23 protein-coding genes and 2 pseudogenes are annotated in these 25,893 nt (G+C 65.7%); 17 read left to right on the forward strand and 8 right to left on the reverse strand.

Features of this window, described 5'->3' with window-relative positions:
- Window positions 1-77 precede the first annotated feature (77 nt).
- A complete protein-coding gene (locus KY495_RS01335; protein WP_219881995.1) occupies window positions 78-500 on the reverse strand; it encodes a divergent PAP2 family protein in 423 nt (140 codons plus the stop codon).
- A gap of 136 nt (window positions 501-636) precedes the next feature.
- Between KY495_RS01335 and KY495_RS01340 the strand changes: the two genes are divergently transcribed.
- From KY495_RS01340 to KY495_RS01350, 3 genes are all read left to right on the forward strand, one after another.
- The gene (locus KY495_RS01340; RefSeq protein ID WP_219881996.1) at window positions 637-1,683 is read left to right on the forward strand and encodes a DUF475 domain-containing protein; all 1,047 of its coding nucleotides are present in this window, start codon (window positions 637-639) and stop codon (window positions 1,681-1,683) included.
- A 70-nt stretch (window positions 1,684-1,753) separates the two neighbouring features.
- Window positions 1,754-2,119 carry a hypothetical protein gene (locus KY495_RS01345; protein ID WP_219881997.1) on the forward strand — a complete coding sequence of 122 codons (366 nt, stop codon included), beginning with the start codon at window positions 1,754-1,756 and terminating at the stop codon, window positions 2,117-2,119.
- A gap of 240 nt (window positions 2,120-2,359) precedes the next feature.
- A complete protein-coding gene (locus KY495_RS01350) occupies window positions 2,360-4,141 on the forward strand; it encodes an alkaline phosphatase (RefSeq protein WP_219881998.1) in 1,782 nt (593 codons plus the stop codon).
- 12 nt (window positions 4,142-4,153) lie between these two features.
- On the opposite strand, the gene KY495_RS01355 is transcribed toward KY495_RS01350, so the two are convergent.
- Window positions 4,154-4,879, reverse strand: a complete 726-nt coding sequence (locus tag KY495_RS01355; RefSeq protein ID WP_219881999.1) for an ABC transporter substrate-binding protein — start codon at window positions 4,877-4,879, stop codon at window positions 4,154-4,156.
- 76 nt (window positions 4,880-4,955) lie between these two features.
- Entirely contained in the window at window positions 4,956-6,959 is a 2,004-nt protein-coding gene (locus KY495_RS01360; protein WP_219882000.1) for a hypothetical protein, read from the reverse strand.
- Between the two features lie 32 nt (window positions 6,960-6,991).
- Here KY495_RS01360 and KY495_RS01365 point away from each other — a divergent pair, with 32 nt between their 5' ends.
- Window positions 6,992-7,294, forward strand: coding sequence for a hypothetical protein (locus tag KY495_RS01365; protein ID WP_219882001.1), 303 nt, complete (start codon window positions 6,992-6,994; stop codon window positions 7,292-7,294).
- 378 nt (window positions 7,295-7,672) lie between these two features.
- Here KY495_RS01365 and KY495_RS01370 read toward each other — a convergent pair whose 3' ends face one another.
- Both KY495_RS01370 and KY495_RS01375 read right to left on the reverse strand, forming a co-directional pair.
- Window positions 7,673-8,128, reverse strand: a complete 456-nt coding sequence (locus tag KY495_RS01370; RefSeq protein WP_219882002.1) for a DUF6756 family protein — start codon at window positions 8,126-8,128, stop codon at window positions 7,673-7,675.
- Between the two features lie 476 nt (window positions 8,129-8,604).
- Window positions 8,605-9,607, reverse strand: a pseudogene (locus KY495_RS01375) (serine/threonine protein kinase).
- Between the two features lie 85 nt (window positions 9,608-9,692).
- Here KY495_RS01375 and KY495_RS01380 point away from each other — a divergent pair.
- From KY495_RS01380 to KY495_RS01400, 6 genes and pseudogenes are all read left to right on the forward strand, one after another.
- Window positions 9,693-10,447, forward strand: a pseudogene (locus tag KY495_RS01380) (UPF0149 family protein).
- Between the two features lie 223 nt (window positions 10,448-10,670).
- On the forward strand, window positions 10,671-11,345 hold the full coding sequence (locus KY495_RS01385; protein ID WP_219882003.1) for an FIST signal transduction protein: 675 nt from the start codon (window positions 10,671-10,673) through the stop codon (window positions 11,343-11,345).
- Window positions 11,342-11,779: an FIST C-terminal domain-containing protein gene (locus KY495_RS01390; protein WP_219882004.1), complete on the forward strand. Its 438-nt coding sequence runs from the start codon at window positions 11,342-11,344 to the stop codon at window positions 11,777-11,779. Before KY495_RS01385 ends, KY495_RS01390 begins: the two co-directional genes overlap by 4 nt.
- A gap of 9 nt (window positions 11,780-11,788) precedes the next feature.
- The gene (locus tag KY495_RS01395; protein WP_219882005.1) at window positions 11,789-12,259 is read left to right on the forward strand and encodes a hypothetical protein; all 471 of its coding nucleotides are present in this window, start codon (window positions 11,789-11,791) and stop codon (window positions 12,257-12,259) included.
- On the forward strand, window positions 12,195-12,833 hold the full coding sequence (locus KY495_RS23975) for a sensor histidine kinase KdpD (RefSeq protein WP_229518456.1): 639 nt from the start codon (window positions 12,195-12,197) through the stop codon (window positions 12,831-12,833). Before KY495_RS01395 ends, KY495_RS23975 begins: the two co-directional genes overlap by 65 nt.
- The gene (locus KY495_RS01400; protein ID WP_229518592.1) at window positions 12,730-13,464 is read left to right on the forward strand and encodes a response regulator; all 735 of its coding nucleotides are present in this window, start codon (window positions 12,730-12,732) and stop codon (window positions 13,462-13,464) included. Before KY495_RS23975 ends, KY495_RS01400 begins: the two co-directional genes overlap by 104 nt.
- Here the strand turns inward: KY495_RS01400 and KY495_RS01405 are convergent.
- The gene (locus KY495_RS01405; protein ID WP_219882007.1) at window positions 13,409-14,614 is read right to left on the reverse strand and encodes an HPP family protein; all 1,206 of its coding nucleotides are present in this window, start codon (window positions 14,612-14,614) and stop codon (window positions 13,409-13,411) included. The genes KY495_RS01400 and KY495_RS01405 overlap by 56 nt on opposite strands.
- A 128-nt stretch (window positions 14,615-14,742) precedes the next feature.
- Between KY495_RS01405 and KY495_RS01410 the strand changes: the two genes are divergently transcribed.
- Complete coding sequence (locus tag KY495_RS01410) at window positions 14,743-15,300, forward strand: hypothetical protein (protein WP_219882008.1); 558 nt, start codon at window positions 14,743-14,745, stop codon at window positions 15,298-15,300.
- Here the strand turns inward: KY495_RS01410 and KY495_RS01415 are convergent.
- Both KY495_RS01415 and orn read right to left on the reverse strand, forming a co-directional pair.
- Entirely contained in the window at window positions 15,269-17,389 is a 2,121-nt protein-coding gene (locus tag KY495_RS01415) for a hypothetical protein (RefSeq protein ID WP_219882009.1), read from the reverse strand. The two genes, KY495_RS01410 and KY495_RS01415, sit on opposite strands and share 32 nt — an antisense overlap.
- A 103-nt stretch (window positions 17,390-17,492) precedes the next feature.
- Window positions 17,493-18,080 carry an oligoribonuclease gene (orn, locus tag KY495_RS01420; RefSeq protein WP_219882010.1) on the reverse strand — a complete coding sequence of 196 codons (588 nt, stop codon included), beginning with the start codon at window positions 18,078-18,080 and terminating at the stop codon, window positions 17,493-17,495.
- Between the two features lie 47 nt (window positions 18,081-18,127).
- On the opposite strand from orn, the gene KY495_RS01425 reads away from it, so the two are divergent.
- The 6 genes from KY495_RS01425 to KY495_RS01450 all read left to right on the forward strand — a co-directional run bounded on the left by KY495_RS01425 (window position 18,128) and on the right by KY495_RS01450 (window position 25,826).
- The gene (locus KY495_RS01425) at window positions 18,128-19,390 is read left to right on the forward strand and encodes a M48 family metallopeptidase (protein WP_219882011.1); all 1,263 of its coding nucleotides are present in this window, start codon (window positions 18,128-18,130) and stop codon (window positions 19,388-19,390) included.
- On the forward strand, window positions 19,387-19,719 hold the full coding sequence (locus tag KY495_RS01430; RefSeq protein ID WP_219882012.1) for a 4a-hydroxytetrahydrobiopterin dehydratase: 333 nt from the start codon (window positions 19,387-19,389) through the stop codon (window positions 19,717-19,719). The genes KY495_RS01425 and KY495_RS01430 overlap by 4 nt, the downstream gene beginning before the upstream one ends.
- Complete coding sequence (gene rsgA / locus KY495_RS01435; RefSeq protein ID WP_219882013.1) at window positions 19,716-20,606, forward strand: ribosome small subunit-dependent GTPase A; 891 nt, start codon at window positions 19,716-19,718, stop codon at window positions 20,604-20,606. Before KY495_RS01430 ends, rsgA begins: the two co-directional genes overlap by 4 nt.
- Window positions 20,607-20,674: 68 nt before the next feature.
- On the forward strand, window positions 20,675-23,509 hold the full coding sequence (locus KY495_RS01440; RefSeq protein WP_219882014.1) for an ATP-binding protein: 2,835 nt from the start codon (window positions 20,675-20,677) through the stop codon (window positions 23,507-23,509).
- Window positions 23,510-23,622: 113 nt separating this feature from the next.
- The gene (gene argF, locus KY495_RS01445) at window positions 23,623-24,549 is read left to right on the forward strand and encodes an ornithine carbamoyltransferase (protein ID WP_219882015.1); all 927 of its coding nucleotides are present in this window, start codon (window positions 23,623-23,625) and stop codon (window positions 24,547-24,549) included.
- Window positions 24,550-24,593: 44 nt separating this feature from the next.
- Complete coding sequence (locus tag KY495_RS01450; RefSeq protein ID WP_219882016.1) at window positions 24,594-25,826, forward strand: argininosuccinate synthase; 1,233 nt, start codon at window positions 24,594-24,596, stop codon at window positions 25,824-25,826.
- Window positions 25,827-25,893 lie beyond the last annotated feature (67 nt).

Genomic DNA, 25,893 nt, shown 5'->3' on the forward strand with positions numbered 1-25,893 from the left:
GGACGGCAAATTCGGGGGACAGGCTGCAATTGCCCCACGCCGTCACCCCCACTGCGAAACTGTCAATACCGCCCGCCTCAGGTGCGCGCAAAGGCATGAAACAGCAGGAAGCCCATGCCGATGCCGGTGCACACGCCACCGGCAATTTCCAGCAGCGTGTGGCCCATGCGCTCGCGCAAGACGGTGTGTCCGACCGTGTCGATGGCCACCCGGTTGATGGCGCTGGCCTGGCGCCCGACATGCTGGCGCAGGCTGTTGGCGTCGATCATGACAATGAAAGCGAGCGTCACCGCCACCCCGAATGCCGGGTGCCCCATTCCCTCGCGCAGGGCGATCAGGGTTGCCATGCTGGTCACGACTGCGCTATGGTTGCTGGGAAAGCCGCCATTGCCCACCAGATTGAAGGCCCAGCGCCGCTGGCGCGCGCTATTGATCAGAAATTTGATGGGGCCGACCACCATCCAGGTCAACAAAGGGGTGACGAGATAACTGAGGTCCATGCGCGCTTTCTGGTAGTAAATGCAACTGAGCATTATCGCAGAAGGATAGCCCCGCTGCCACCTTGGCGGCGCCTTTTCCCCGCCGCGGGCGCTACACTTGCCTGGGAACTGGATTTTGCACCGGGAGACAGCCGCCATGCGACATTTTCGTTTATCCATTGCAGTGACCATCATCCTGATGGGCGTGGCGGCCTGGTGGGGGTACAGCCGCGGCGGCATCGGTGCCATGCTGGCGGCCCTGTGGATCGCGGCCGTGCTGGGCGTGCTGGAAGTGTCGCTGTCTTTTGACAATGCGGTCGTCAATGCCTCGGTGCTGCGGCACTGGAATGCATTCTGGCGCAAGCTGTTTCTGACAGTGGGCATCCTGGTGGCGGTATTCGGCATGCGCCTGGTGTTTCCCCTATTGATCGTGTCGGTGGCCACGGGCCTGGACATGCTGCAGGTGTGGGACATGGCGATCCGCACGCCTGACCAGTACAGCCGCCACCTGACCGAGAACCATGCCGAAGTGGCCGCCTTTGGGGGCGCCTTCCTGCTACTGGTCTTTCTCAACTTCCTGTTCGACGACGAGAAGGAACTTCACTGGCTTGGCTGGATCGAACACAAGATGGGCAAGTATGGCAGCGAAAGCCTGGCAGTGCTCGTCACCCTGTGCGCCTCCTACGCAGCCATGGCCATGGTGGCGCCGGGGCGCAAGCTGTCCGTCCTCGCTTCCGGGGTGCTGGGGGTGGTCGTGTATGTGGCCGTCAAATGGGTCAGCAGCCTGCTGGAAGCGCCCGAGCACGACGCGGCGCTGGGCAAGGCCGTCTCGCGCGGCAGCATCGGCGGCTTCATGTATCTGGAAGTGCTGGACGCCTCCTTCAGCTTTGACGGGGTGATTGGCGCCTTTGCCATCACCAGCGACGTGGTCATCATCATGCTGGGCCTGGCCATCGGGGCCATGTTCGTGCGTTCCATGACCGTGTACCTGGTCGACAAGGGTACCTTGCAACAGTTCGTGTACCTCGAACACGGCGCCCACTACGCCATCGGCATCCTGGCCATCATCATGTTCGCCAGTGTCGCGTACCATATTCCCGAATGGTTCACGGGCCTGTCCGGGTTGGCGTTCATCATGGTCTCGCTCTGGTCATCGCACCGCTACCGCCAGCAGCAGGAAGCGCTGGCGGGACCGGGAACTTGATAATTTCGCCAGTGCTGGCACAATGGGCGCGCCTTTCCCGATCCGCCCACTTCATTTAAGAACAATTTATATGCAAAAACGTCCGTCCCTCGTCATCCTGTCCGTGCTGCTGGTGCTCATTGCCATGTTCGCCGCCTACACCTGGTTTACGCTGAGCTGGTCCTACTCGGATGGCGAGCGCGCCGGCTACCTGCAAAAGTTTTCACGCAAGGGCTGGCTGTGCAAGACCTGGGAAGGCGAAATCCTGCTCTCGAGCATGCCAGGCGCGATCCCGGAGCGCTTCATGTTTTCCGTGCGCGACGACAAGATTGCCAATGATCTCAAATCGGCCATCGGCAAGCGCGTGGTGCTCACTTACGCCCAGCACAAGGGCGTACCCAGCGACTGCTTTGGCGAGACCGAGCATTTCGTGGAAAAAGTGCTGATTTCGCAGTAATTTCTGGCCGGCAGCCTGCGCCTGTCGCCTGCCTGATGCGGCGCCAGGCAGGCTCGCCGCGCGAACGGCCTCTTCGCCCCGGCCGCGTCCCCGCGGCGATTGCTCCGGGCAAGGGGCATCTTCCCTTCCCCTGTCCCGTGGCGCCATTTCGCAATTTCCTGTCATAAATACGCAAGACGGCACCCGGCCGAGTTGGCTAATCTCCATGGCAAAAAAGTCAATCATCTTGGAGACCCACCCATGGACCGCCGTTCCTTCCTGCGCAGTTCGCTCTATTTCACGGTTGTTGCCGCCGGCGCCGGCCTGTCTGCCTGCGGCAGCGGCGACGGGCAGGACCAGCTGCCCAAGGATTCCTTTGCCTTTCCCCTGGGCGTGGCCAGCGGCGACCCGCGCGAAAGCAGTTGCGTATTCTGGACACGCTGCGTCAGCCCCAAGGGTCTGGACGCCATTCCCCTGCGCCTGGAAGTGTCGGCCAACAGCGCCTTTGACACCATTGCGGCCAGCGCGGCGCTGACGGCCAGCGCACAATTTGACCACACCGTGCGCGCCAAAGTGACCGGCCTGGCGCCGGCCACGCGCTACTTCTACCGTTTCGTGGCCGGCCAGGACATGAGCGTGGCCGGCCAGTTCAAGACCGCGCCCGCTGCCACGGCCACGCCGGCCCAGCTGCGCTTTGCCTGGCTCACCTGCCAGGACTGGAGTGTCAATCACTGGGCCGCCATGGACCTGATCGCCGCCGAAGACCTCGATTTCCTGGTCCACTTGGGCGACTACATCTACGAAAGCGTGGGCGCGGCCTTCCAGAACGGGGCGGCAGAGCCGGCGCACGGGCGCATCACCTTCCCCCACGGCAGCGCCAAACCGGGCGGCGGCAGCTATGCCACCACGCTGGAGGACTATCGTACCCTGTACCGCACCTACCGCAGCGACCCGCGCCTGCAGGAGCTGCACCGCAGATTCCCCATGGTGGCCATCTGGGACGACCATGAGTTTTCCGACGACTGCTGGCAGGACCACCAGACCTACGACAATGCCAACGAACAGCAAACGGCGCGCCGGCGCAGCGCCACCCAGGCCTGGGCCGAGTACATGCCGATCGATTTCGGCGACGTCTCGTTTGACCTGGCCAGGCCCGGTTACGACAATATCCGCATCTACCGCGACTTCCGCTTCGGCACCCTGATGCACCTGGTGATGACGGACCAGCGCCTGTACCGCGACGACCACCTGGTGGCCGAAGCCGAACTGGCCACGCTTCTCAATCACGACCCGCTGCAGGGCGACGACAAGATCGGCGCGCGCTACTTCGTGCCGCTGCCCATCCTGCGCCAGTATGAAGGCCTCGATACGGTCGTGCTCAAGCGCACCCCGAGCATCCTCGGCACCACCCAGACCCAGTGGTGGAAGGACACGCTCAGGAACTCCCAGGCCAGCTGGAAAGTGTGGGGCAATGAAGTGACGCTGAACCGCATGTGGATCGACCTGCGCGCCTCCGCCCCGCCGCCGTACAACCAGCAGTACGTGGTCAATGCCGACGCCTGGGATGGCTACCCGTCGCACCGCGCTGAGCTGATGACCTACCTGAAGGCCAACAGCATTGCCAACGTGGTGGCCATCACGGGCGACCTGCATGCTTTCCAGTGCGGTGTCATCCGCGACAATCCTGATCCGGCCGTGGGCACCCCCGTGGCTGTCGACTTTGTGGCCGCCGGCATCAGCAGCGACTCGTTCTACCGTTACCTCAGGGAGGGCGCGGGCAATACCCCGCTGGTGCCGCTGGTGGCCACGCCGCACACCTTCGATGCCGTGATCCGTTCCAACAACCCGGACTTCGTCTATGCCGACCACGATGCCCAGGGGTTCGCCGTGGCCACCGTCAGCGCATCGAACTTCGTGGTCACCTTCAACAAGGTAAAGCCCTTGAACCCGGACGGCACCCGCCCCGCCAGTCCCCTGCTCAAGCGCACCCGCATCACGCTGGCGCTGGGGTCGACCACGCCGGTGGTGGAAGACAATGTGTAAGGAAAATGCCGCTCAGCGGTACTTGGCCACGATGGCGTTGATGGTGCCGTCGCCGATCATGGCGCCGATGGCCCGGTCCACTTCGGCCACGGTGGCGCGCCCCTTGGGCGAGACCGCGCACTGTCCCATGTAGCTCTTGACCACCAGCGGCGGGTGCAGCGTGAGCGGCATATCGCCCTGCTTCAGGCGCCAGTCAAGGAAGGTCTTGCCCGTCACCGCGTACTTGACCCGGCCGGCCGCCACCTTGCGCAGGTTGCCCTCGGTGGTGGGACCGTCGGCCCGGACGAAGCCGGAGCCGAGGATCGCTTCCAGTTCCGGATGCTCGTAGCCGAGTACCGTCCCGATCGGCTTGCCCGCCAGTTCGGCAATGCTGCGCGGGCGCGCAACGCTGCGGTCGGCCACCAGCACTTCGACGATGGGAATGAAGGGCCGGGTCCAGTGGAAGCTGCCATTGAGCCACTCCGGCACATAGCTGCACAAGACGTCGGCGTGGCCATTGGCAAGCGCCCTGGCCACGCGCTTGCGCGGCATGGTGACGAACCTGGGGGTCCGCTGCATGTGGCGCGCCAGCGCCACCCCGATATCGCGATGGATACCGTCGACCAGGCGGTAGCGTTCAAATCTGGCCATCGGCATTTCGGTTGCCGTGTCGACCAAAATGACAAGTTCGGACGCGCGCGCCGCCGCCGGCAGCAGCGCGAGCACGAACAGCGACGAAATGAACGATTGGCGTCCCATGGGCTAATACTACAACATGTCGGCGCGCCGTCCCGGAATGCGCAAGGCGAGCTGCCTGCCGGCGCGACGCCTGTCTTTACACCTTGACCGGGCCGCTCGATGGCTGCGTGAGGCGCCCAATGACCTGATGCGTCATGGTGGCGGACGTGGCACGCTGCACGGCACCGGCCGCGCTCTCCGCCTGCTCCAGCGTAATGGCCTGGCGCGTCGCTTCCAGGGTACGGGTGTCGCTTTCAAGGCGGTGTGCTTCGAGCACCAGCAGCTGGCGCTTCGCTTCGAGCATGTCGCGCGTGGTCATGGCACCCTTGCGCTGCATCTCGGCCTGTTCCTGGGCCGCTTCCAGCAGCGCGCGCTGCGCATTGCGTTTCTCGATGGCCGCCTGGGCCGCGCTTTCCTGCGCCAGTTCCAGCTGGCGTGCCATGTCGGCCTGCTCCTGTTCGGCCGCCGCCCGCAAGCGCGCCGCCTTGCATGCAGCCAGCTCCGATGCCACGCGCGCGGCCATGGCCGAACCGGCGCGTTCGTCCGCTTCGGCCTTGCTGCGCTGGGTGGCCAGGGCCTTTTCCATCAGCGCCAGCGTGGCGCGTTCTTCCTCCACGGCCTGTTCGGCCAGGTCCTGGGCCAGTTTTTCGCGCCGTGCGCGCTCGGCCTGCAGGCTCGCCAGTTCTTCGGCGGCGCGCAGTTGCGCGGCCACCGCGTCGGCCGCGGCCATCTTGTCCCGGCTGTCAGCCTCGATCTGCTCGGCAAGGGCGCGGGCGGCCGCCAGCTCGGCCTGCGCCGCTTCTGCCAGCGCACGCTCGGCGTCGGCCTGGCGGCGCAGCAGTGTGGCCTGCTCCTGCTCGGCGTCGGCGCGCGCATTGGCGGCGGCGGCGGCTTCCTGCTCCGCCGCCAGGCGATCCTGCAGGCGCGCCAGGGCCACTTGCTCGGCTTCGGCCCGCTCCTGCTCGGCCTGCGCCACCAGTGCGGCCTGGGCCGCTTTTTCTGTGGCCAGTTCGGCAGTGCGGCGCTGCAGTTCGACCTGCTGGGCGATCGAGTCGACCACCGACTGCTCGGCGGCGTTGGCAGCGGCGGCGCAATCGGCCGCGGCCTGGGCCAGGGCCGCGCGTTCGTCGGCCAGGGCGCGGGCGCGCTGCTGTTCCTCGGCCTCGCGCCCGGCCGCGGCGGCAGCTGCTTCTTCGGCCGCCCGACGCTCCTGCGCCTTTTCGGTGGCGATGGCTTCAGCGTCGATGCGCTCCTGCACCTGCACGCCTTCCTGTTCTTCCGCAATCGCGCGATTGAGTGCCACTTCGCGCAGCTTGCGCTCCATCTGGATGCGCGACTCGGTCGCGGCCAGGATGCGCAGCTCGGCTTCGCGACGTGCCTCGGCGCTGGCCGCGGCCATCTGCTCCACCCGCTCGCGGTGCTGGGCGGCGTCGCGCAATTCCTTTTCCGACTGCAGGCGCAGGCTGATCGATTTTGCGGCCACGCGCTCCGATTCGGCCTGGGCCAGGGCAATAGCTTCGCGTTCCTGTTCAATGTGGGCCAGCGCCCGCGCTTCTTCCAGGGCGCGCGCTTCGGCCACGGCGCGGGCAAAGGCGGCGGCCAGCGCCACCTGGTCGGCCTTTTCACGCTGGACCGTCAGTTCCAGCGCTTCCGACTCGGCGTCGGCCAGCATTTCGGCGGTGGCGCGCGCGCCCTTGGCCTGGCGCTCGCGTTCGCGCGCCAGCGTGGCCACGCGGGCATCGGCGCTGGCAATGTGCAGTACTTCTTCCTTGGCCGCGTGGACCGCTGCCACCCGTTCGACTGCCTGCAGGCGGGCTTGCTCGGTCTGCATCATGAGCTCATCGGCCGCCTTGGCAGCTTCTTCGGCCATGCGTGCTTCGGCTTCGATCTGTTCGGCCGCGCGGCGGCGCGCATCTTCCTCGAGGCGGGCCCGCGTTTCGGCGGCCAGCTTGATCTGGGTGTCGGCTTCGACTCGGGCGCGCAGTTCGGCCGTTTCCTGGCGCACCGCTTCGAGCCGCTCCACGCTGGCCTGGGCGGCGGCGCGCAGGGTCTCGAGGCGGTCGCGGTTCGCTTCGATCGCCTTCTTCCGATGCCTGGGCATTGGCCAGGGCGGCGGCGGCGGCGGCCGCATCCATGGCGGCCCGTTCCTCGGCCAGCGAGCGGGCCCGCGCTTCGGCGTGGGCCCGGCTTTCGGCCGCGCACGACGCCTTCGATTCGGCTTCCACGCGGGCGATGGCTTCCTGGATGGCGCGCATCTCGGACTTGGCCCGCACCTGCACATCCTCCGCCGCCACCGGCATGGAGATGGTGATGTCGGCGTCGTCTTTCGGGGCTGGGGTGGCATCCATCGCGTTCTCGCTGTCTGTTGGTCAAAGCCGGCCCGGACGGGTGGCACATGGCAATTATCGGACAGACAGCAAAACCATGGCGCATTGATCAGACGGGGGAAAACCCGTCAATTCGGCAGCATGTCGCGGCCTGCCCGGCAGGGCTGGCGTATTGACGCTCTCAAAATGAGCCGAATGGCACACCTTCAAGCGCGCGAATGCTATGGCCGAGGAAATCCACGATGCAGCACGGGTTAGCTTGCCTTGGGCGACAGCCGCTAGCGAATTTTCCAGGCGCTCAAGAATCGGAAGGTTGGACAGCAAGATCCTCAAGACGACTGGCATACATGAAAGGCGATCGCCGCTTCTGGCCGGTCTCGGCCGATCGTCACATGATATCAGTTGCTGGGCGGCAAAAGTAACAGACGGTCTCGACAAGCAGCTTTCGCCCAATACGGACGTTCGTAATTCCATTTCGTGTGCAAGGTTAGCTCAACTCCATCAGCCTAGCCTCCACCGGGGCACCTACCGCGCACAATACGTTATGGTGGTTCTCGCAAAGCAGCCAACTAAAATCCTTAGCAATCACGTAGTACTCGAAACCGTAGCACTCTCCGATGACAAGTGATGCCACTTCGGGTGTTGTCTCAAATACTGGATAGTGCGGGAGCGAATCGTCTTCCGCGATGAACCAAATCAATTCGTCTGAAACCGGTGCAATCTGTGGGACTTGTCTCCATCCCTGTCCATCTTCGAAAAAGACGGACATCCCCGCCTGTCGAAAGTCTTCCCACCACCACCGCCCGTCGCCTGAAGCGACAAAGTGATCCAGTGCTGCACCGAACACCTCCGCGCTGCGTGGGGCCTGTAGTAGTTCCATCGCAGCTGATGTGAGACCTAATTTTGCCAACGCGCGGTTGATCTCATCGAGAATCGTTTCCATAGGAATCAGCTCCTGGTAGTGATGGATAAAACCAAATGCACCACATTCTTAATTCTGACTATAGGCGCGAATGGCGAACGTCGGCTAATGGCCCAGGCTGTGTAAAAACGCAAGATCGGTGCGTTTTCAGGGGGCGGCTTACCATTCCGATACCGAGAAAACGCCATGGCGCGCGTTCCAGAGGGTCGGATGCTCCGGCTACCTCGGCGCTTTCGCGTTTTTACACAGCCTGGCCGAAAGCCGCCAGTCGGGCCGTGGCGTCCCACTGTACCTGAGCTCGCGCGACCTGGCCAGAGTCGAGTCGCCCTTCGGCCCAGTTCCTCCGACCGACCTGGCCCGACCGACTTTATTCTCTATCGCCAGGCATCCGAGAGAAGTGGCAGCCCTGTGCCCCCTGCCGTCGCAGCGTACCAATTCTGATCAACGACTTCCTTGATGAAGTCAAATTTGAAAACATGGTGCATGGCAGCGGCCCCTCATGCCGGCCACAGGGGCGGCTCATCCATGAGCGCGACCTGCTCGCGCAATTCCAGGATGCGGTCTTGCCAGTAGCGCTGGGTGTTAAACCACGGAAAGGCGGCGGGAAAGGCCGGGTCGTCCCAGCGCCGCGCCAGCCAGGCCGCGTAATGGAGCAGGCGCAGGGTACGCAGCGCTTCCACCAGGTACAGCTGGCGCGGGTCAAAGTCGCAAAAGTCTCCGTAGCCGGCCAAAATGTCGCCCATCTGGCGCACCATGTCCTGGCGCTTCGCCCGAGAGCAGCATCCACAGGTCCTGGACGGCAGGGCCGGTGCGGCTGTCGTCAAAGTCGACGAAGTGCGGCCCGTCCGGGGTCCACAGCACATTGCCGGCGTGGCAGTCGCCGTGCAGGCGCAAAGATGTCACCGCCCCGGCCCGGTCATAGCAGCGGCGCACGCCGTCCATGGCCTGGGCCGACACGCTGCTGTAGGCAGCCAGCAGTTCGGGCGGCAGGAAATCGTGCTCCAGCAGGTAGTTGCGCGGCTCTTCGCCAAAGGTGGCAATGTCGAGCGCGGGCCGCTCGGCGTAGGTGTCCGAGCGCACCGACGGCGTGGATGCGCCCGATGAAACGCCCGGTCCACTCCAGCGTGGCCGGGTCATCCAGTTCCGGCGCCCGCCCGCCGCGGCGCGGAAACACGGCAAAGCGAAAGCCGCCAAAGCTGTGCAGGGTCTTGCCGCCAATGGTCAGCTGCCGGCACCACGGGAATTTCACGCTCGGCCAGTTCCTGCACAAATCCGTGCTCTTCCAGGATGGCCGCTTCGCTCCAACGCTCTGGCCGGTAGAACTTGGCCACCACCGGCGCCCCCTCCTCCATGCCGATCTGGTAGACGCGGTTTTCATAGCTGTTCAGTGCCAGCAGGCGGCCATCGGCGTCCAGGCCCACCGAATTCATGGCGTCGAGGACGCATTCGGGACGCAAGGGTGGCAAACGGGTGCAAGGTTGGAGTATCCATGGCCGCCATTGTACGGGCACGGACGCGCAATAAGTCATCCACATGAGCGTGACAGGTTAAACTAGCAGCTTCCATAAGCATCAAGAGTACTGACATGCAACTCGACCAGCCCCTTTCCGATAAAGAATTCAACGAACTCGACCAGTTCCTGCTGTCGGACCGTTGTTCCGACGACGCCATGACCATGGACACGCTGCACGGCTACCTGACCGGCCATTGCCATCGGCCCGGAAACCATCATGCCGTCGGAATGGCTGCTGCGGGTGTGGGGCGAAGATGCCGACGCCATCCCCAAATGGAAGAACAGCAAGGAGCAGGAGCGCATCATCGAGCTGATCATGCGCTTCATGAACGAAGTGCTGGTCACGTTCGAAGTCGCGCCCAAGGAATTCGAGCCCCTGTATTGCGAGCACGAACACGATGGCCAGGACCTGATCGATGCCGAAGGCTGGTGCTGGGGCTTCTGGGAAGGCATGGAACTGCGCAAGGGGTCGTGGGATCCGATCATGGTGTCCGACCTGGCGCCACTGATGCGCCCCATCTACCTGCTCGGCGCCGACGAGATCGAGGAAGAGGAAGTCGGCGCTGGTGGACGACCCGGTCAAGGTCCACAAGCTGGCCCAGGAAATCGAAGCCAACCTGCCGGCCATCTACAAGTTCTGGCTGCCACTGCGCAAGGCCGCGGTGCAGACCCTGGTGCGCGATGAACCGAAGGTCGGGCGCAACGATGAATGCCCTTGCGGCAGCGGCAAGAAGTACAAGAAGTGCTGCGGTGCCGGCAGTGGCGAGGGCAGTGCCGACAACGGTGCCGAAAACGGTGCCGACAACGGCGCCGACAACGCACGCTAATCCTGCCGGCGGCACCGCTCCGGTGTCGCCCGGGTGCCGCCCTGGTGCCGCCATTGCCGGTTGCCCTTGCCGCATGGCACGCATTTGCGCGAATGTTCAGCCTGACATACTGTGTCGAATTGCTCATTTCAAGATTCGACCAAAGGTTCCATTCGCATGTCCCCCACCCAGGTAGCCGTCAGCCACACTTGCCTCAGTTCCGAACCCGCCGCCGGCGCCCTGCTTGCCACCGACATCCTGGCCAAGCTGTGCGGGCGCAGCGCCCGATGCCCTCATTGTCTTCATGTCGCCCATGTTCGATTACCGCTTGCTGCTGCAGGCGCTCAGGGAGGGCTGCACGCCGGGCGTGATGGTGGGCTGCTCGTCGGCGGGCGAGTTTTCCGGCGCCGCTGACGCCAATGCCTCGGTGTCGGTCCTTGCCATTGCCGGGGACGACATGCGCTTTAACGCCGCCATCGGACGCGGCGTCGACCATGACCGCGATGGCGCCATCGCCCAGATCATGCCGGTATTTACCGGTGCCAGCCATCCCGACCTGCCTTACCGCAGCGCCCTGGTGCTGACCGATGCCCTGGCCGGCCACACCGACGAGCTGATTCACGAAATCACCGTGAAAACGGGCGGTGCCTACCAGCTCTTTGGAGGCGGCGCGGCCGACGACGCGCGCTTCCAGCAGACCCACGTCTTCATCGGCACCGAGGCGCACGACAATGCCGTGGTGGTGCTGGAAATGCTCTCCAAGCGTCCGCTGGGCCTGGGCGTGAGCCATGGCTGGGAGCCAGGCGGCCCGCCGCTGCGCGTGACCGAAGCCGAGGGCAACCGGATTATCAGCCTCAATGCGATCGCAACAGGGCGACGTGCTCGAAGACCACGCCGCGCGCACCGGCCAGGCCTTTGACCGCGCCGATCCCATGCCGTTTTTTCCTGCACAACGTGATCGGCATCGACACCGGTGACGACTACAAGCTGCGGGTGCCGCTGTCCATCGATGCCGCGGGCGCCGTGACGTGCGCGGCGGCCGTGCCGCAAGGGGCCACGGTGCGGATCATGGTGGCCAGCACCGGTTCGGCCTGCGATGCGGCCAGTGCCGCGGCCAGCGCCGCCATGGCAGGCTTGAAGGGCAACCGCCTGGCCGGCTCGCTGGTGTTTGACTGCGCCGCCACCCGCCTGCGCCTGGGCCGCGCCTTTGGCGACGAGCTGCAGGCCGTCAGCGACAGCCTGGGTTCGGCCAATTTCGCCGGCTGCAACACCTATGGCCAAATTGCCCGGGCCGAGGGCCAGTTCAGCGGCTTTCACAACTGTACCGCCATCGTCTGTACCATCCCCGAGTAACGTGCCTTCATGATCCCGTTCGAGCTCGCCGCCATTTTCGCCAGACTCCAGCTGCCTGCTGAGCGGGCCGCCGGTGCCTGCGCACTGGCGGCATGGGCCGGTGTGCGCCAGGCCCTGGTATTTGGCAAGGATGACGAGATCGGCATGTTCCTGCCCGCGCCCGGCCTGGTACGCACCCTGCGCGACGGCCGCCGCTGGCAGCAGTTCCTCGAACAATGCAGCAGCGACGGCGAGCGCTGCGCCCAGATGCCCGATCCCGACGATGGCGCACCGGTGCAGGCGTTTGGCCTGGCCTGCGCGGCCGGGCAGGCCATATTCGTGTTCCTGGACGGGCGCCCCGACGGACAGCAGTGCCGCGCGCTGCTGGCCCTGGCCCCGCTGCTGGGCGCCCAGCTGGCGGTGGAGCACGCGGCCCATGGCTGCCGACGCCCGCTCGGCGGCGGCGCGCGACAGCAGCCGCCGCGCCAGCGCCGTCAATGATGCGCTCGAAGTCAACCGGCGCGAACTGCAGGATGCCTACGCCCGCCTGGAAAGCGAGCTGCATTCGCGCCGCGAGGCCGAACGCAAGCTGCGCGATGCCGACCGCCGCAAGGATGAATTTTTGGCCATGCTGGCGCACGAACTGCGCAATCCCCTGGCGCCGATCAGCATGGCCGCCCAGATCCTGCGCGCCGGCACCACCAGCGCGGCGCGCCAGGAGCAGACCTGCCAGATCATCGACCGCCAGGTCAACCACATGAAAAGCCTGCTCGACGACCTGCTCGACGTCTCGCGGGTAACCGGCGGCATGGTGTCGCTGGCGCGCGAACCGCACGACATGCGCCAGATCGTGGAAAACGCGCTCGAACAGTCGCGGCCCCTGATCAATGCGCGCGGCCACCACCTGACGCTCATATTGGGCCAGCAAGCCCTTGACGGTGCTGGGCGACGGCACGCGCCTGGTGCAGATCGTGACCAACCTGCTCAACAACGCGGCCAAGTACACGCCGCCGGGCGGGGAAATCCATGTGCTGCTGGGCCTGCGCGGCAGCGAAGTGACACTGACCGTGCGTGACACCGGCATCGGCATCGAACCGGCGCTGCTGCAGCACATCTTCGACCTCTTTATCCAGGGCGAACGCTCGTCGGACCGCTCCCAGGGCGGCCTGGGACTGGGCCTGGCGCTGGTGCGCAACCTGGCCCACCGCCACGGCGGCGCGGTGCGCGCCACCAGTGGCGGGCCGGGTTGCGGGAGCCAGTTCCGGGTCACGCTGCCGCATGTGCACGCGGCGCCGCAAGGCGCGGCCAGGGACGCTGTCGCGGCGCGCGGGGAACCGGTCAGCATCATGATCGTGGACGACAATGCCGACGCTGCGCGCACCCTGGCGCTCTACCTGCAGGAACTCGGCCACGAAGTGGAGGTGGCGTTCGATGGCGGCCAGGCCCTGGCGCTGGCCGGCCGCTATGCGCCGCGCGTGCTGCTGCTCGATATCGGCCTGCCGGACATGGACGGCTACACGCTGGCGCGCCGCCTGCATGCGCTGCCCAACACCAGCGCATGCCTGACGGTGGCGCTGACCGGCTATGGCCTGCCGGAAGACCGCGAACGCTCGCGCCGGGCGGGCTTTCACCACCACCTGACCAAGCCGGTCAGTGTCGGGGAACTGACACAGCTGCTGGAGGCAGCGGGCGCGCAGGCTGCGTAGCCTGCGCCAGGCGGCTCTGGTACAGGGCCGCGATGATGTCGGACTGGGTCACCATGCCGGCCAGGCGCTGGTCCCGGTCCAGCACCGGGATGTGATGCAGGCCGCTGTTGGCCATCAGCGGCACCAGTTCCACGATGGGCGTGTCGACCCACGCGCGCTGCACCTCGTGCGTCATGATCTGCCCCACCACTTCCGGCTTTTCCGAATGCGACAGGCCACTGCGCCGGATCAGGTTGCGCAGGCGCGCGCCCAGGGTGCGGTAATCGTCAAGGTCGCTGTGGCGCAGGAAGTCGCCCTGGGCCAGCATGCCGATCACGCGCCGCGCCCGATTGAGCACCGGCATGGCATGCACCTGGTGGTAACGCATGGTGCGCCACGCTTCGCCCAGGTCGGTGCCAAATTCCACCGTCACCACGTCGCGCGACATGATGGCGCCGCAAGTGATGATGCCAAAGCGCCGCTGGTGGGCGTGGGTCTCGGTGGCCAGGATGATGTGTTCCAGGTCGTCGCGGCTGACGTCGAGCACCTGGCCATATTCCGCGAGCACTTCATCCAGGTCTTCGCGCGCAAAGCCCAGGCGCGCGGTGGGCGCGGCGTCGCCGGTGGCGTGGGCGTTCTCCAGCGGCGAACGCTGGGCGTGCGGATAGCGGCGCCCGCTCAGATTGTTGTAGGCAAAGGCGGCGACCACCATGAGCAGGCAATTGAAGGCGACCGGCAGCAGCACGAACTGGTAGCCCATGGCCTGCACCTCGGGCCCGGCCAGCACCGCCGTCAGCGCCACGGCGCCACCCGGGGGATGCAGGCAGCGCAGGGCGAACATCATGCCAATGGCCAGGGCGCCGGCCACGGGCGCGGTCAGCACGCCCTCCCCCAGCACCTGCAGACAGGCCACGCCGGTGGCGGCCGACACCATATTGCCGCCAATGACGGACCAGGGCTGGGCCAGCGGGCTGGCGGGCAGGCAAAACAGCAGCACGGCCGAGGCCCCCATCGGCGCGACCAGCCACACCCCACCGTGCCCCGCCCACAGAGAGCACAGGATGGCAGTCAGGCCCAGCCCCAGCAGTGCGCCCAGCATGCCGCGCGCCTGCTCGGCGCGGCTGGCGGTGTTGGCGGGAGGCAGCAGATGGCGCCAGTCGGGCTTGTTCATGCGTGGCACGGAAAAAAACATGCATTAGAGCACAAACAGGCAAACCCCACCCTTCTTGATACTTTGCAAACAGCGGCAGCGGTGCGGGCATAGCATGAAGGCTGACCCATGCCCCGAGGAGGAAAACCATGTTCCGACCCTGCCTGCTTGGCGCCGTCCTGGCGCTGTCGCTGCCCGCCCAGGCCGCCACGAGCCTGTATTCCGACCTGTACGGCCGCGCCTGCCGGACGGTCGACACCGATCCGGCCAGCGGCGCCACGACCCGGCGCTGCACCGGCGTGGCGGGATTCAGCCTGCTGGTGCACGAAGCGCGCGCGCAAACCTCGGTCGACATCGTCACGCCGCGCGGCCAGGTGTGGCCGCTTGAATTCTGGGAAGTGGTGACACCGGGCCTGGCGCGGGTGGGCCGCAAAGCTGAATGGCGGGTGGAACGACGCGCCGGGCGCCTGGTGCCCACCGCCCTGCTGGTGCGGCTGGACGTGGCCCACGAACAGGCCCACGGGCCGCGCGTGGCGCCGGGCGCGCTAATGACCGGCACGCGCATTGCGGCCGACGGCGCCTGCGTGGTCTACCGTGGCGACGGCAGCGGGCCCATGGCCGACACCGCCGCCCGCAAGGCCGTGGCGCAGCCGGGCGCCAGGTGCCTGGGCATCTTTACGGCGCAGGCCGGGGCGGCGGCGCCTTGACCACGGCGAGCGCGCCCGCGTGCGCCTGCCCCAGGCGTGCCAGCACGTGCCGGAACGGCAGCTGGTGCACGACCGGTGGCGCCAGCAGCCGGTCCATGCCATCGAAGGTGGCGTCGGCCAGGGCCCAGGCCACCGGCGTGTCGTTGCGCGCATACATGCCGAACCACAGGAAGCGGTGCGGATCGTCCGGCTCGAACACGGCCATGTCGCGCCGCTCGGCCGTGACGGCAAAGGTGGCGCGCGCCATGCGTGTATTGAACAGGCCCAGGGGCGGCGCCAGCAGCTCCGACAGGAACGTCATGTCCATCTGCGGGTAGGACGGCACCAGGCGCGCGGACGGCGCCAGCGCGCCGGGCGAATTACTGATGGCCATGACGACCGGGTCGATCAGGTAGCCCGCCTCGGCATACCGGGCCAGCACCGGGCGCATGGCAAACAGCAGGTCGCGCACCGTCTCCACGCCCGAGTTTTCAAAGTAGCCGCCGTCAATCACGCGCCCCCAGTTGTAGCGCTCGGCCCCGGGAACACAGGGCGCCGCCTGGCCCCTGACGCGGCAGGCCGACACGGTGCCGGCCGGACTGACATAGCTAAAGCGCGCGCTGTTGTGGATGGCCGTGGCAAGGCTCATGCGGCGCAGGTCCAGCAGCGGGTCGAGCGCGTCGTAGGCATCGGGAAAACTGCCGTCGATCACCAGGTCGCTGGCAATCACGCGGTTGCCGCCGTCAACCAGGGTGGCGTTGAGCAGCAGCGAAGGGACCGACAGCGTGGCGTCGTCCTGCCACAGGGTGCCGAACGGCGCGCCGAAGCGCTCGTTGTCCATGGTGCGCTGCCAGCCGCGCACCCAGCCCAGTTCCATGGCGCGCGCCCGGTCGGCCGAGGGCATGGCCAGCGGCAGGAAGCGCTGCAGGGCGTCCGGATACAGTAAAAAGCCCGCCACCGGCGACAGGTAATCCTGGCGCAGCAAGGCGCGCATGCACTGCTGGTAAGGCTGGGCGCCGCGCCCGCACGGGCTGCGCGTGAGCGCGCCAGTGCCGGCGTCGGCAACCATGGCGGCAAAGGCGGCCGAGCCCAGGCTGCCGCCGGAGACCCCGCTCAGGGCAAACAGGTGGCGCCCGAAGCGCCCCGCGCTGTCGTCCTGCAGCTTGGCCAGCACCATGCCGGTCCAGTATGCCGCGCGCAGTCCGCCGCCCTCGGCCGCCACCAGGAACACGGGAAAGCGCACCCCGGGCCGCAGCTGGCCGCTCGCCACGCGCGCTGCCAGCCAGGCGTCGAGGTGGGTGTCGATAGCGCGCCGCGCCACCGGTCCGTCGTAGCCGGTCAAGGCCACCGCGTGGTTGTCGTTCCACTGGCTAAAGACCACGAACAGCACCAGGGGCGCCGCAGCCATGGATGGCAGGCCCGCCTGGCGGAAGAAATAGGTCAGGACCAGGTCGCCGAAAAAGATCCAGCTGGCCAGGGCAAAGCACAGCAGCACGGGAGCGGTCACGAACCTTGTCACTTCCACCGGCCAGCGCCAGATGGCAAAGAGCAGCGCGAACGAGGTGGCCAGGGCCAGCAGCACGGTGCGCAGGGTGCGCGGCTGCAGCGCCTCAAAGCGCAGGGGCAGGCGCTGGCCAGGCTCCCGGCCGCCAAAGCCGGCGGCAAACCAGGTGCGCCGCTTGATGACGAACAGGGCAATGGCGGTGGTGGAGGCCACAAAGGCCCAGCCGTGAGTGGGCATGCCGATGCGGTAGAACTGCACCGTCAGGATCGCGCCCGGCAGCACTGCCAGCAGGCGCGGCAGCCACAGCCGCATGCAGTTGACGAAGGCAGTGTCGCTGCGGTCGAGCAGGGAATCGGTGCCAAAGACGCGGCCCAGCGTCAGGCGCGCGCTGTACCAGGCGGCCAGCGACCAGGTGGCCACGGAAAACAGGAAGAGCGGGAAATTCCAGCCGGGCTGGCTGACCAGGCGCAGCGTCTCCAGGCCCTGGGGCACAAACACCAGGCCGATCGCGCCCAGCAGGGTAAAACTGACGCTGTAGATACAGCGCCACAGAATCGAGCCGAGTTCGAGGGAGCGGTCCCCGGCATTACGCACCAGGTCAAGCATGGCGGTCCCCTTGGAAAAGGCCGGACCGCGGGTCCGGACGTGTCAAGGTTGACGGTTCAGGCTGTCTGACGGCTTGCGCTGGATCAAATGCCAGCCAGCCTGCCTAGTCGAGCTTGATGAAGTGCTCGCGGTAGTAGCGCAACTCTTCGATCGACTCGAGGATATCGGCCAGGGCCGTGTGTTTCTGGTGCTTCTTGAAGCCGGCCACGATCTGCGGCTTCCAGCGCTTGCACAATTCCTTGAGCGTGGACACATCGAGGTTGCGGTAGTGAAAAAATGCTTCCAGCTTCGGCATGGTGCGCACCATGAAACGGCGGTCCTGGCAAATGGTGTTGCCGCACATGGGCGACTTGCCCGCGGGCACGTACTGCTTGAGCCAGGCAATCAGCTGCTCTTCGGCGTCCGCTTCGGAGATGGTGGACGTCTTGACGCGCTCGATCAAGCCGGAACGGCCGTGGGTGCCCTTGTTCCAGGCATCCATCTTGTCCATCGTCTCGTCCGACTGGTGGATGGCAAACACGGGGCCTTCGGCAATGATGTTCAGGTGCATGTCCGTGACCACCACCGCCACCTCGATGATGCGGTCGGTGTCGGGATCGAGACCCGTCATTTCCATGTCCACCCAGATCAGGTTGAACTCATTTGGGCGCTGCAGCGCTGCCGGTGGGGTTACTTCGGTCGCTTGTGACATAATTCTCTCTTGGCCTAATCAATCCTGCATTTTCTCACAGGCACAGAATGTATTCTCAAGCGTTTTCGATTTTGTTTGTCGTTTTCTTCCTGCTGACCCTGGGCCTGCGCCTGTGGCTTTCCGTGCGCCACCTGCGCCACGTGGGGGCCCACCGCCACGCCGTGCCGGCCGAATTTGCCGCCACCATTCCGCTCGACGCACACCAGAAGGCGGCCGACTACACCGCCGCCAAGACCCGCTTCGGCATGCTGCACCTGTTCTTTTCCAGCGCCGTGCTGATCGGCTTTACCCTGCTGGGCGGGCTGACCTGGCTGTCGCATTCGCTGTTGCCCCATACCGGCAACGGCATGGCTTACCAGGTCGCGCTGCTGGTGGCCTTTGCCGCCATCAGCGGCCTGCTGGACTTGCCATTTGATTACTACCGCCAGTTCGTGCTTGAAGAACGTTTCGGTTTCAACAAGATGAGCGTCAAGCTGTGGATCACCGACATGCTCAAGGGGCAGGCCATCGCCCTGGTCATCGGCCTGCCGCTGATCTGGGTCGTGCTCACCCTCATGGGCAAGACGGGCCACTTGTGGTGGCTGTACGCCTGGCTGGTGTGGAGCGGCTTCCAGCTGCTCTTGATGGTGATCTACCCCACCTGGATCGCACCGATCTTCAACAAGTTCACGCCCCTTGCCGATGACAGCCTCAAAGAGCGTATCGAAGGCTTGATGCAGCGCGTGGGCTTTGCCTCCAAGGGCCTGTTCGTGATGGATGGCTCGCGCCGCAGCGCCCATGGCAATGCCTATTTTTCCGGCTTTGGCGCCAACAAGCGCATCGTCTTTTTCGACACCCTGCTGGCCCGCCTCGCGCCCCAGGAAATCGAGGCCGTGCTGGCCCACGAACTTGGCCACTTCAAGCTCAGGCATATCGTCAAGCGCATCGTCATGATGTTCGCGCTCTCGCTCGTGTTCCTGTTCGTGCTCGGCTACCTCAAGGAGCAGCCCTGGTTTTACACGGGCCTGGGCGTGGCGCCCGTGCTGGGCGCCTCCAACGACGCCATGGCGCTGATCCTGTTCATGCTGGCGCTGCCGGTATTTACCTTTGCCTTCTCGCCGCTCACGTCCATCAGCTCGCGCAAGCACGAATTCGAGGCCGACGCCTTTGCCGCCACCCATACCGATGCCCGTGACCTGGTTTCGGCGCTGGTCAAAATGTACGAGGATAATGCCTCCACGCTCACGCCCGACCCGCTCCACTCGGCCTTTTACGATTCCCATCCGCCTGCCTCGGTGCGGATCAAGCAACTTAACCTGGCAGCGACATGACCCTCACCACCAAACACTGCGTGGCCCATGCGAGCGCGCTCGGGGCCGATGCCATCGGCGCCCTGCTGGCCCAGGTGCCCGGCTGGGCCGTCATTGACGGCAAGCTGCAAAGCAGCTTTGCCTTCCGTAATTACTACGAAACCATGGCTTTCGTGAACGCGCTGGCCTGGGTCAGTCACCAGCAGGATCACCATCCCGAACTGATGGTCAGCTACAAGCTGTGCGCCGTTGCCTACTGTACCCATTCAGCCGGCGGCGAGCTGTCCGAGAATGACTTCATCTGCGCCGCGCGGGCCAGCCAGCTGTACGCGCAGCGGACCGGCACATGAGCGGCCTGTCCGGTACCGTCATTGCCGGCCACGGCCGCCACTACGTGGTGGAAGCGGATGGGCGCAAGCTGCAGTGCGTCACGCGCCAGCGCAAGACCAATATTGCCGTGGGCGACGTGGTCAACATCAAGATGACGTCCGACGACCAGGCCGTGATCGAGTCGACCGCCGAGCGCAAGACGCTCTTGTACCGCTCCGACCAGTACAAGAGCAAGCTGCTGGCGGCCAACCTCACGCGCCTGTTCATCGTGGTGGCGACGGAACCGGGCTTTGCCGACGACCTCATTTCGCGCTCGCTGGTGGCGGCCGAGGCGGCCGGGATCGATGCCCACCTCATCCTCAACAAGACCGATGTGGCCGACCTGCTGCCCAAGGCGCGCGAGCGGCTCGGCACCTACACGGCGCTCGGCTACCCCCTGCATGAAGTCTCGGCCCGTGCCAACCCCGAACACGCGGTGGCCACCCTGATGCCGCTGCTGCAGGGCCAGTCCTCGATCTTCATCGGCCAGTCGGGCATGGGCAAGTCCTCGCTCATCAACCTCCTGGTGCCGGACGCCGACATTGCCGTGCGCGAAATCTCCGCTGCCCTGGACACCGGCAAGCACACCACCACCTTTACCCGCCTGTACGCGCTGGACGGGCAGTCGTCGATCATCGATTCGCCAGGCTTCCAGGAGTTTGGCCTGTACCACCTGTCCGAGGGCATGCTCGAGCGCGCCTTCGTGGAATTCACCCCCTACCTGGGCGGCTGCAAGTTCTATAACTGCCGCCACCTGATCGAGCCGCAATGCGCCATCCTGGCCGCGCTCGAGGAAGGCAAGATCGCGCGCTTTCGCCATACCCTGTACGGACAACTGTTGCACGAATCGGCGCAGACCCTGTATTGATCGCTTTTTAATTGCCATAGGCATACAATCGATCGGACACAGGGATTTTCAATCCGGAGGCGGACTCCATGCAGCTGTTTACGGTCGATGACGAGGTAGCGAAATGGGAAAGCGCCCTGCCCCATCTGCGCGGCATGGACCGGCTGCCCGTGCTGCTGCCGCTGGCCTGGCACCTGCGTCAGCGCGACGCCGTGCGCGCCCTGGGCCTGGCGGCGGAAGCGCTGCAACTGCTGCCCGAGGCCGCGCTGGCGCCGTCCGAGCGCGAAACCTTTGGCGCGCGCATGGAACTGGTCCAGGCTGAGGCTGCCTGGCTGGACGGCAACCTGGAACACGCGCGCAGCCACGCCACAGCGCTGCTGGAGCGCTTCACCCTGCTTGCCGACCATGGCGGCAGCTTCGACGCCCACTGGCTGCTGGCCTGGATCGCGGTTGACCTGGGCGAACACGGCGTGTGCGAGGCGGCCCTGGACGCGGCCGCCCTCCAGGCGCGCGCTGCCGGCGACGACATCCGCTGCCAGGTGGCGCAGGCCGCCATGGCGCGCTGGGCGGTGCTGCGCGAGCGCAATGCTGCCGTCGCGCGCTGGGACAGCGTCTTCCCGCCGGCCAGCGGCCAGGGCGATCCGGCAGCGGCCACCTGGATCAATGACTATCTGGCGCTCTCGGCCAGCCAGGCCGGCGACTTCGGCGCCGCTGCCCGCTACTTCATCCGCTGCTATGAAGCGGCGCTCCAGTCCGGCCAGCTGCGCGCCGCCATCACTGCCGCCACCAATATCGGCGAAGACTTCACCCTGCTGGGCGACCACCATTCCGCCCTGGAATGGATGCAGTGCGCACTCGAACTGGCGCGCCCCACCGGCTGGCCGCGCAGCATCGGCGCCTGCCTGATGCACACCGCCGATACGCTGCGCCGGCTCGACCAGCTCGACGCGGCCCACGACATGCTGGAAGAAGCGCTCGAGATGCTGCAGCCGGTGGTCAGGTCGCGCGCCTACGCCATCGCCCTGCAGTACCTGGGCGACCTGTCGCTGGCCCAGGGCCGCTTCCAGGATGCGCTGGAAGCGTTCAGGGGCCTGGAACAGCGCGCCGATGCGCTCGGCCAGTCCGACTTTCACAGCATTGCGCGGCGCGGCCAGGCGCACGCGCTGTCACAGCTGGGCCGGGCCCAGGAAGCGCTGGCGGTGGCCGCCCATGCGGCCCGCCTGGGCGCCGAACAGGACAACCCGCACAGCCAGATCGCGGCCCTGCGTGTGATGGCCATGATCCACGCCCAGCACGCGCTGCCCTCGCCGCCCGGCATGCGCGAACCGAACGCACCGCTGCACTACCTTGGCCAGGCGCTCGAGGTGGCCGGCCGCATCGAAGGCTATATCGTGCCGGGCGAACTGTATGACGCCATGGCGCGCGAGTACGCGCAGGTGGGCGACTACCGGCGCGCCTACCAGGTGGCCGTGGCGGCATCGGCCGCGCGCGAAAAGACCCACAGCCAGGAAGCGACCAACCACGCCATCGCCATGCAGGTGCACCACCAGACCGAGCACGCGCGCAGCGAAGGACATCATCACCGCGCACTGGCCGAGGCCGAAGCGCGGCGCGCCGAAGTCTTGCAGCGCACCAGCGAAACGCTGGAGCGGCTCTCTGCCATCGGCCAGCAGGTCACGGCCCACCTGGATGCGGAAGCCGTGTTTCGCGCGCTCGACCGGCATATCCATGGCCTGCTGCCGGCGCGCACCTTTGCCATCTACCTGGCCGACCGGGCGCACGCGCGCCTGTACCTGGCCTTCGGGATCGAAGACGGCCGCGCGCTTGATGCCCATGCGATCGGCCTGGACGAGGTGTCAGCCTACGCGGTGCGCGCCATGGACGAGCGGCGTGAACTCTATATCCCGAACTGGCCGGACTCGGAGCATCCCGAAGTGGTGCCGGGCACGCTGGAAAACATGAGCGCCCTGTTCGTGCCACTCACCGCCGGCGAGCGCGCCATTGGCGTGATGACGGTGCAGGCCGAAAAGGCGCATGCGTATGGCGAAAACGAGCGCATGATTTTCCGCACCCTGTGCGCCTACGGCGCCATCGCCCTCGACAACGCCGAAGCCTACCGCCAGCTCAAGGATGCCCAGACCCAGCTGGTGTCGCAGGAAAAGCTGGCCGCCCTGGGCGCCCTGATGGCCGGGGTCGCGCACGAACTCAATACACCGATCGGCAACAGCTTGCTGATTGCCTCGACCATGCAGGAAAAGACCACCGAGATCCGGGCCCTGATGGAAGGCCCGGGCCTGCGCCGCTCGGACCTGGCAGCCTTTATCGCCGACTCGTACAAGGCGTCGGCCCTGGTCATGCGCGGGCTGACCAGCGCGGCGGACCTGGTCAACAGCTTCAAGCAGGTGGCGGTGGACCGGACCACCGAGCAGCGCCGCTTCTTCAACCTGCACCAGGTGTGCCATGAAATCATCGCCACCATGATGAACCGGATCCGCGCCGCCAACCATGCCATTGCCATGGATATTCCGGAACAGATTGGCCTGGACAGCTATCCGGGCCCCTTCGGCCAGGTAATCACCAACCTGATCAACAACTCGCTGCTGCACGCCTTTGCGCCCGGCACCAGCGGGCGCATGCAGCTGGGCGCGGTGCTGCAGGGCGAAGGCCGGGTGGTGGTGACGTTCAGCGATGATGGCGGCGGGATCCCGGCCGAACACCTGGGACGCATTTTTGATCCCTTCTTCACCACCAAGCTCGGCCAGGGCGGCAGCGGGCTCGGTCTGTCGATCAGCTACAACATTGTCTGCTCCCTGCTGGGCGGGCAGGTCAGCGTCGATAGCGCGCCCGGCGCGGGCACCCGGTTTACCCTGGAGCTGCCCCTGACGGCACCCCGGCAGCGGCAGGAGAGCCACCCTGCCTGCTGAGCGGCGCGCCCCCGCCCCGGGCTCGGGGCAATTTCTGTATATACATGATGCGGCGCACCATGAACAGGAAAAACCCCTATAATTGTGTGGATAAGACCCGCATCAGGCCCCATATGTCCCCTACTACGCCAATCAAGCATTTCCTCCAGTTTGCCGACTTTTCGCTCGACGAATTCAACTATGTCATTGAGCGCGCGGCCGTCATCAAGCGCAAGTTCAAGAACTACGAGGTGTACCACCCGCTGGTCGACCGCACCCTGGTGATGGTGTTTGAAAAGAATTCGACCCGCACCCGCCTGTCGTTCGAAGCCGGCATGCACCAGCTCGGCGGGGCCGCCATCTACCTCAACACGCGCGACAGCCAGCTTGGCCGGGGCGAGCCGGTGGAAGACGCGGGCCAGGTCATGAGCCGCATGTGCGACATCATCATGGTGCGTACCTTCGGCCAGGAGATCATCGAGCGCTTCGCCGCCCACTCGCGCGTGCCGGTCATCAATGGCCTGACCAATGAGCACCATCCCTGCCAGGTGCTGGCCGACATCTTCACTTTCCACGAGCACCGCGGCGCCATCACCGGCAAGACGGTGGCATGGATCGGCGACGCCAACAACATGCTCTACTCCTGGCTGCAGGCGGCCGAAGTATTCGGCTTTCACCTCAATGTATCGACTCCCAAAGGCTACGACATCGACCACGCGCTGGTGTCGACCGCCCGCTACACCTTCTTCGACAACCCGTCCGATGCGTGTGCCGGCGCCCACCTGGTCAACACTGATGTGTGGACCAGCATGGGCTATGAGAAGGAAAACGCGGCGCGCCTGAAAGCCTTTGATGGCTTCATTGTCGACGCTCCCAAGATGGCACGGGCCGCGCCCGACGCCCTGTTCATGCACTGCCTGCCCGCCCACCGCGGCGAGGAAGTGGCCGCCGAGGTGATCGACGGCCCGCAGTCGGTGGTGTGGGACGAGGCCGAGAACCGCCTGCACGTGCAAAAGGCACTGATCGAGTACCTGCTGCTCGGGCGCCTGAGCAATCCATAACATCAATAAAGCAGCAATCATCAACCCAACACTTTGGACACACCATGAGCGACATTAAAAAAGTAGTCCTGGCCTATTCGGGTGGCCTGGATACCTCGGTCATCCTGAAATGGCTGCAAGACCATTACCAGTGCGAGATCGTCACCTTTACCGCCGACCTGGGCCAGGGCGAAGAGCTGGAGCCGGCGCGCGCCAAGGCCATCAAGTTCGGCATCAAGCCGGAAAACATCTACATCGACGACGTGCGTGAGGAATTCGTGCGCGACTTCGTCTTTCCCATGTTCCGCGCCAATACGGTGTACGAAGGCGAATACCTGCTGGGCACCTCGATTGCCCGTCCATTGATTGCCAAGCGCCTCATCGAGATCACGCGCGAAACGGGCGCCGACGCCATTTCGCACGGCGCGACAGGCAAGGGCAACGACCAGGTGCGCTTCGAGCTGGGCGCCTATGCGCTCAAGCCGGATGTCAAGATCATCGCCCCATGGCGCGAGTGGGACCTGCTGTCGCGTGAAAAGCTGCTCAAGTATGCCGAAGAAGCGGGCATCGAGATCGACATGAAGCACAAGAACGGCGGCGCGCCCTATTCGATGGACGCCAACCTGCTGCACATCTCGTTCGAAGGCCGGCACCTGGAAAACCCGAGCCACGAGGCCGAGGAATCGATGTGGCGCTGGACGGTCAGCCCCGAGGCGGCGCCCGACCAGGCCGAATACCTGGACCTCGAATACGAGCGCGGCGACATCGTGGCCATCAATGGGGTGCGCATGTCGGCCGCGGCCGTGCTGACGGAACTGAACCGCGTGGGCGGCAAGCATGGCATCGGGCGCCTGGACCTGGTGGAAAACCGCTACGTGGGCATGAAGTCGCGCGGCTGCTACGAAACCCCGGGCGGCACCATCATGCTCAAGGGCCACCGCGCGATCGAATCGATCACGCTCGACCGCGAAGTGGCGCACCTGAAGGATGACCTGATGCCGCGCTACGCCTCGATGATCTACAACGGCTACTGGTGGGCGCCCGAGCGCGTGGCCCTGCAAACCCTGATCGACCATACCCAGCAGACCGTAAATGGCTGGGTTCGCCTGAAACTGTACAAGGGCAATGTGATCGTGGTCTCGCGCGACTCCAAGACCGATTCGCTGTTCGACATGAACATCGCCACCTTTGACGAAGACGGCGGCGCCTACAACCAGGCCGACGCGGGCGGCTTCATCAAGCTCAATGCCCTGCGCATGCGCATTGCGGCGGTGGCGCGCGAAAAGCGCAGCAAGTAGGGCACGTCAGCGCAGCAAATCGGCGCAGCAAATCGGCGCCGCCGGCGCACGCCACCTTCGGGTGGCT

Origin of the sequence: Massilia sp. PAMC28688, assembly GCF_019443445.1 — a bacterium.
Taxonomy (GTDB): domain Bacteria; phylum Pseudomonadota; class Gammaproteobacteria; order Burkholderiales; family Burkholderiaceae_D; genus Telluria_A.